Source organism: Clostridium sp. HV4-5-A1G (assembly GCF_900184915.1).
Classification (GTDB): Bacteria; Bacillota; Clostridia; order Clostridiales; family Clostridiaceae; genus Clostridium_B; species Clostridium_B aromativorans.
The window spans coordinates 1-6,825 of the sequence record NZ_FXYI02000179.1 but is presented as its reverse complement, the minus strand read 5'-3'; the positions used below and the strand labels follow the sequence as shown (position 1 = coordinate 6,825).

Below are 6,825 nucleotides of genomic sequence, written 5' to 3'. Positions count from 1 at the left end.
TATGTGTATAATATACAGATTATATATGATTATAAAAGAGAACTCAGACTGTTTTTATTTTAAACTTAAATTTATGAAGGGTAAACAATTATAATAAAAATTCAATTACTGACTTCAGCATCACCTGAGAAACTTTGATGTACAAATACTCCTAGATTTTTTCCTTCAATAACTTATTTTAAATGAAATTATATTGGGTAATTAACTTTATAAGATGTCAAGATGTTGTTAAGTTTATGTGAGACTTTTTAACTTATATTTAGTTTAAATTTTATTCATAATTTGGTGGTAATTGTTTACAACAAAAATAGTTTGTTAATTGATATAACATGAAGGCGTAATAAATTAATTATATAATAATGGGTAAAAAATGTTATATGCACAGATACTGATAATATAGATCTTAGTTTGTATTTTATTTCTAACATATATCTTTTCCACCTAAAATTTAGCTCTAAGTAAATTAAAGCAAAAATTATGTCTGTAAGATGTCAAAAAAGTAGTGTTAAATTTATGTTAGGTTCTATATCACATAAAAATCACACAATTTCTACATATTAGACATAGATTTAATAGTTATTATTGAAATAAATCCAAAACAAATAAATATTAAATTTAGGAGGTAAGGAAAATGTTAAAAATGAAGTATAGGTTAATTTCAGCTATAATGGTTTTAGCACCATTGGTAAGTACAGGAGTTACCACGACGGTTCAGGCTAAGCCTGCTAATACAAAATCAGGAATAGTTTATAAAACCAAATACTCTTATGGAAATTTTAAAGCTCAACTTGATAAACTGGTAAAAGCAAGAATTATAAATAATTACCAGGAGTCGAAAATATTGAATGTGTTTAAATCTCAGGGAGATTTTAAAACTGGATTAGACAGGTTGGTAGCAGCTCATATTATAAACAGTTCACAGGAATCAAAAGTGATAGGAATCTTTAATGGTTCAGCTGCTAATGTGAAATCAACTCCTGCAAAGCAAGCGCATGTCAAATAAGTTGATATAGATACAAAATAATATTTACAGAAAAATAGAGGACAAGTAGTTAGTATATAATTAAAATTTCAGATAAATCTATAAATAGAAAGTATTTTATTTATAGATTTATCTATATCAGTAATTAGTTTATAAAAAGTGAGAGGAGAGAGTATAGCTTTTCTCTAACTTTTTATAGATTAATTAAAATTGTGATTTCCACTTGATATTAAAATATCAAGTAAATAAAAATTTGATAATAAATTTCTATTTATCATCATTATCAAAAATACTTTAGTTTGGATTGAGGTGATAAAATTGGCTAAAAGAATATATTTAGTTGAGGATGAAAATAGCTTAAGAATTTTATTACAAAAGTATCTTAAAAATGAAGGATATGATGTAACTACTTTTTCAAATGGTAGTTGTGCAAAGGAAAAAGTACCTGATACACCGGATCTTTGGATATTGGATATAATGCTTCCAGATATAAGTGGTTATGAGCTTATTAAGTGCATAAAGGCAAACAATAAAAATACTCCTGTCATATTTATGTCAGCAAGGAATGAAGAATTTGACAGGGTTGTGGGCTTAGAGCTGGGAAGTGATGATTATTTGTCTAAACCGTTTTTACCAAGAGAATTGGTTATAAGAACTAATAGGCTTCTAAATAGGGTGGTAATCAGTAAAGATAACAGTCCAAAAGATATAATTTTAAAAGTGGGGAGCTACTTTATCAATAAAAATCAAAGAACTGTTTCATTTGAAAATCAAGATATTCAGCTTACAAATAGAGAATTTGAATTGTTAAATTACCTTGCTGAAAATAAGAATAATCTAATATCCAGAGAGCAAATTTTAACAAGTGTATGGGGTATTGATTATTTTGGATCTGATAGGGTAGTGGATGATACTATAAGAAGGCTCAGAAAAAAAGTTAGCGAATTAACTATAGAAACAGTATATGGATATGGATATAAGCTAGTTGATAATGTATGAAGATATTTAAGATAAAATCATTGATGATGAGGATATGGATAACTTTCACAACTACCAGTATTATCATAATATTGTGCATTTCACTTTTATACCTATTTAACTTTAAAACGTTTGATGAGAATATTCATATGAAAGATATGAAAGTAGTTCATGAAATGTTACTCAAAAGTAATAATTTTAAGGAGCCCGTTAGATTTGATAAACTAAGAAATCTTAAAATGGTTAAAAGTTTTGTAGTTAATATAAATAACAGAAATGAAATAACCTATTTGAATAATCTTCCTAATAATATGCCACCTTTGCGTCAAGAAGTTAAAAACGGAAAGAATAAAGCTATTCCTACATATAAAGAAAATGGAAATCAAAGAAAAACTGTAGAACCTCGAGATAATGAAAGGCCTGAAAATAATAAAGATGTACAGTGGATGGTAAGTTATACGAAGCATTTAAAGATTGAAAAGGAATTTAAATCGTACCATAATAATAAAAAGTATTTGATTATTATGAGTCCAATAAAAAACAGCCATAAGGAAAAATTATGTTTAGTAACGTATATGCCGTATTTTACAGATAATAGATTTTTATACTATGCTATTGTTATAGGATTTATATTTATTGTCATAGCTTTTTTTACTTCAAAATTTGTTGCAGTATATATATCAAAACCCCTTAAAAAATTAGAAAACTATACAAAAGAAATAGCAGACAAGAATTGGGTTGAACCTATTAAAATTAGCAGTGATGATGAAATTGGCAAACTTGCCAGGTCAATGAATATCATGCAGAAGAAACTAAAATATGCCGATGAAAACGAGAAGATATTTCTCCAAAGTATATCCCACAGTTTAAAAACAACAGTCATGGTTATTATGAGCCATGCCCAGGCAATTATAGATGGTGTTTATATAGATTCTCCTGAAAGAACAGCAGAAATAATAAAGGATGAGTCAATTGGACTTGAGAAAAAGGTAAAACAGATACTCTATCTCAACACGTTGGAATATACATTGGAGAATAACCTTGAGAGTGAAAAGAATAAAAGCATGGATTTGAGGGATGTTGTCAGTGATATGGTGGATAAGTTTAAAGTAGTCAGTGATGATATTAAATGGGAATTAGAGACAAGCAGCAGCATTATCTTTGCAAATGAGGAAAAAATAAAGGTGTGTCTAGAAAATATATTGGACAATGCGTTGAGGTATGCCGAAAGCATTATAAAAATCAAGTTGAAAAAAGAGGGTGATTTTGCTGTAGTAGAAATATATGATGATGGAAAACATATTGATGAGGACAGTATAAAATTGATATTCAATCATATGTATAAAGATAAGACAGGTAATTTTGGACTGGGCCTGGCTATCTCGAAAAAAATAATAGATTTTTATAATGGAACTATTGAGGCAGTAAATAGAGAAAAAGGTGTGAGCTTTATTATTAAATATCCACTCTTATGACTGAAGGTAAGAAAAATATTATTTCGGATCTTCTCAACGAGTACGATATCAAATCAGCAGAAGATGTTCAGGAAGCATTGAAAGACCTGCTTGGAGGTACTCTCCAGGAAATGCTGGAGGCAGAAATGGATGATCACCTGGGATACAAAAAATATGATCGTTGTGATGAAACAAACTGTAGAAACGGCATAAAGCCAAAGAAAATACGAAGTAAATACGGTGAAATGGACATAAATGTTCCCCAGGACCGACAGAGTACCTTTCAGCCACAGACAGTAAAAAAACGTCAAAAAGATATTTCAACTATTGAAGACAAAATAATTTCCATGTATGCCAAGGGTATGACAACAAGGCAGATATCTGAAATTATTGAGGATATTTATGGCTTTGAGGCAAGTGAAGGAATGATATCAAACATCACCGATCGTTTACTATCTGAAATTGAACAGTGGCAGCAGCGCCTGCTATCAAGCATATATCCAATTGCTTTTATAGATGCCGTACATTTTTCGGTTAGAGATAATGGTATAATACGAAAACTTGCCGCATATATCATTCTCGGTATCAATGATGAAGGAAAGAAAGAAGTTCTGTCTATCCAGATTGGCGAAAATGAAAGCAGTAAATACTGGCTCAGTGTCCTAAACGAACTCAAGAACAGGGGTGTAAAAGACATACTTATTCTCTGTGCTGACGGGCTTTCTGGTATAAAGGAATCAATATCTACGGCATTTCCAAAAACAGAATACCAGAGGTGTATTGTACATCAGATACGTAATACATTGAAGTATGTGTCATATAAAGACAAAAAAGCCTTTGCCTCAGACTTAAAGACCATATATCAGGCCCTGTCAGAAGAAATAGGCCATAGGAATATGGAAGTAGTAACTGAAAAATGGCAGGATAAATATCCGGGAACAATGAACAGCTGGTCAAAAAACTGGAATGCCATAAGCCCTATATTCAAGTTTTCAACGGATGTCAGGAAAGTTATCTATACTACAAATGCCATAGAAAGTCTTAATAGTACATATCGCAGGCTTAACAGCCAGCGAAGTGTATTTCCAAGTGATACAGCACTTCTTAAGGCCTTGTATCTTGCAACTTTTGAGGCCACTAAAAAATGGACATCAGTCCTTAGAAACTGGGGGAAGGTACATGGTGAGCTGTCCATAATGTATGAGGGAAGACTTCCTGAATAAAAATAGAACCATCGAAAAAAACGCCTGCAATACATGTTTTTACACTGTATATTAAAAAATAAGGCAGTATTTCATTTTACTGATATCTGCCTTTAATAATTATCATAGAAAGCTAATTTACAGAAAAAGCTTCACACTCTCTTTTTTCACAGCCTCACTCTTCTCAATGAGTACGATATTTGATAGAATTTTACTAAAAATTAAATTCTTAGTAATTACTAATCTATTCTATAATAATTATATAAGAACCATTCTATTTTTTCATTATCAAAAGTTTGTACAAGTTCATTGAATACTCTTTTATCATAAAAAAATTTGGTATTATATTTATTTAATAATACTACCGCGTTTTTGTATATATCTTTAAAAAGCAAATCGAAACAATCCATCATAACTCACCTTTCTAATTTATTTTAGAATTTTTAATTACCATTTAAAGCCGATATTCAGTTCTGCTTGTTTTTTAAAAATTCTTGAAAATATTTCTTCCCTTACAGTTTCAAGTATATTTACATATTTTAGTTCATAATAATAGTTTGAACCTGATTTAAATAGCTGGATTAATGCACCTGAAACAATTAGTTCGTCATCATTCTCAAAATTAATTTTTATATTGAAAAATTGTTTAGTTAAAGATTCCTTTATATTAATATGACAGTAGAACATTAGAGAATCACCTCCAAGTTTAAATATTGCAATACTACTAATAGGAAATTTACAAAATATAAGTTCTCCCTGTAAATTCCATGATAGATTAAAGTAGTTGTTAAACTCAATTTGATGAATTTCTTTTATATGTAAAGTATTTTCTTTGAAGAAATTAAAAGCAATTTTATATTGATAAATATCGATTGTATTTTTACATATATATAAATGCATACATTGTATATCGGCAATGTTTATATCATTTAAAAAAATAAATTCATTAGATTTAAATATATATTCTGAATCTGTTTTTCTTAGAATTCCGTCTATTGAGTATGATGCTTTTGAGGTTTTTATTGTAAGAGTACTCCATTCGACTTTATTATCTAATTTATATATGCTATTGTTTTTAGACTTTATTATTACTTTTATTGCCGCATCTACAACTGTACTATCGAACTTTTTATCAGCGGAATGGAGAAGCTCTGTAACTAAAGAGTCTAAACTTTTAGAAGTATTGTAACTTCTGGCTGCATACATTGCATCTATGGCATCTGCAACAGAAATTATTTTACTTTCTAAAGGAATTTCATCGCCTTTCAAGTTATCAGGGTATCCAGTCCCATCTATTTTTTCATGATGGTATTTAATATATACCGCTATGTCATAATATATATTTTTTAATAGATTGTAGCCGTATATACTATGCTCTTTTAATATTATATATTCATTTTCCGTGAGGTTATCTGTTTTATTTAAGATATTTTTATTTATACATAATTTTCCCATGTCATGCAGTAATCCTGCGAGATAAATTTTATCTATTGAACTATAGTTTAATTTTAATTGTATAGCTATTTTCTTTGAAATATCAGCTACGTTATATGGGTGAAAAACCATAAGAGGCTCTTTTTCTTTGAGTATTTCAGTCATTATATAAATAAGTTCAAATATAAGCTCGTTTTTTTCATGGGATAGAAAATACATCTCATATGTATTTATAATTGAGTATAAAAGATATTTGAAATTGTCATTATTAATAAAATCGATATTAATGTGGTTATCATTTGTATCTAGTGAACACATGTATATGAATGTTGTTAAATTATTTTTACTTTTTATAGGTATAAGTAATTCCTCTTCTGCATTTTCTAAAATAATGGGAAAATTTGTTGTACAATTGTTTTTTACAAAAATTATCTCCTTATTGTAAAATAATAGTTTTAATTTGCTTTTGCCAAAATTAGTTATATTTATTTTTGACAATTTAGGCAGAGCTTTAAAAGGATTATTTTTAATGTCTAAAATTTTATCCAATGTAACAAAATTTTTATCTATGTTAAAATTAAGTATTGATATTGTATCACAATTAAAGCGGTCTCCTATATTTTTTAATAAAGTATTAATATTATTGCTATTAAAGATAGATTTATAAGATTTAATCATTTTGACTACCTCCATATATTTAATGAAACAATTTGTTAATTTTGTTTCATAACATATATATAGCATATAATACCACATATGTCTATATGTTTTGTCA

The 6,825-nt window shown here is 28.5% G+C and carries 5 protein-coding genes; 4 read left to right on the top strand and 1 reads right to left on the bottom strand.

Annotated elements, in window-relative coordinates:
- Positions 1-631: 631 nt before the first annotated feature.
- The 4 genes from J5G60_RS15210 (at position 632) to J5G60_RS15195 (ending at position 4,637) form a co-directional block, all read left to right on the top strand.
- A complete protein-coding gene (locus J5G60_RS15210; RefSeq protein WP_150357909.1) occupies positions 632-1,003 on the top strand; it encodes a hypothetical protein in 372 nt (123 codons plus the stop codon).
- Between the two features lie 297 nt (positions 1,004-1,300).
- Positions 1,301-1,981 (top strand): response regulator transcription factor, encoded by a 681-nt coding sequence (locus J5G60_RS15205; RefSeq protein ID WP_150357910.1) that lies wholly within the window; start codon positions 1,301-1,303, stop codon positions 1,979-1,981.
- Positions 1,978-3,435: a HAMP domain-containing sensor histidine kinase gene (locus J5G60_RS15200; protein WP_207876570.1), complete on the top strand. Its 1,458-nt coding sequence runs from the start codon at positions 1,978-1,980 to the stop codon at positions 3,433-3,435. Before J5G60_RS15205 ends, J5G60_RS15200 begins: the two co-directional genes overlap by 4 nt.
- Complete coding sequence (locus J5G60_RS15195) at positions 3,432-4,637, top strand: IS256 family transposase (RefSeq protein ID WP_150357912.1); 1,206 nt, start codon at positions 3,432-3,434, stop codon at positions 4,635-4,637. The genes J5G60_RS15200 and J5G60_RS15195 overlap by 4 nt, the downstream gene beginning before the upstream one ends.
- Positions 4,638-5,063: 426 nt before the next feature.
- On the opposite strand, the gene J5G60_RS15190 is transcribed toward J5G60_RS15195, so the two are convergent.
- Positions 5,064-6,728, bottom strand: coding sequence for an HD-GYP domain-containing protein (locus tag J5G60_RS15190; RefSeq protein WP_190972229.1), 1,665 nt, complete (start codon positions 6,726-6,728; stop codon positions 5,064-5,066).
- Positions 6,729-6,825 lie beyond the last annotated feature (97 nt).

Bases quoted from the DNA above. Each gene is read 5' to 3' on its own strand.
- J5G60_RS15200 (WP_207876570.1), top strand. From the start codon at position 1,978: ATGAAGATATTTAAGATAAAATCATTGATGATGAGGATATGGATAACT.
- J5G60_RS15210 (WP_150357909.1), top strand. From the start codon at position 632: ATGTTAAAAATGAAGTATAGGTTAATTTCAGCTATAATGGTTTTAGCA.
- J5G60_RS15190 (WP_190972229.1), bottom strand. From the start codon at position 6,728: ATGATTAAATCTTATAAATCTATCTTTAATAGCAATAATATTAATACT.
- J5G60_RS15195 (WP_150357912.1), top strand. From the start codon at position 3,432: ATGACTGAAGGTAAGAAAAATATTATTTCGGATCTTCTCAACGAGTAC.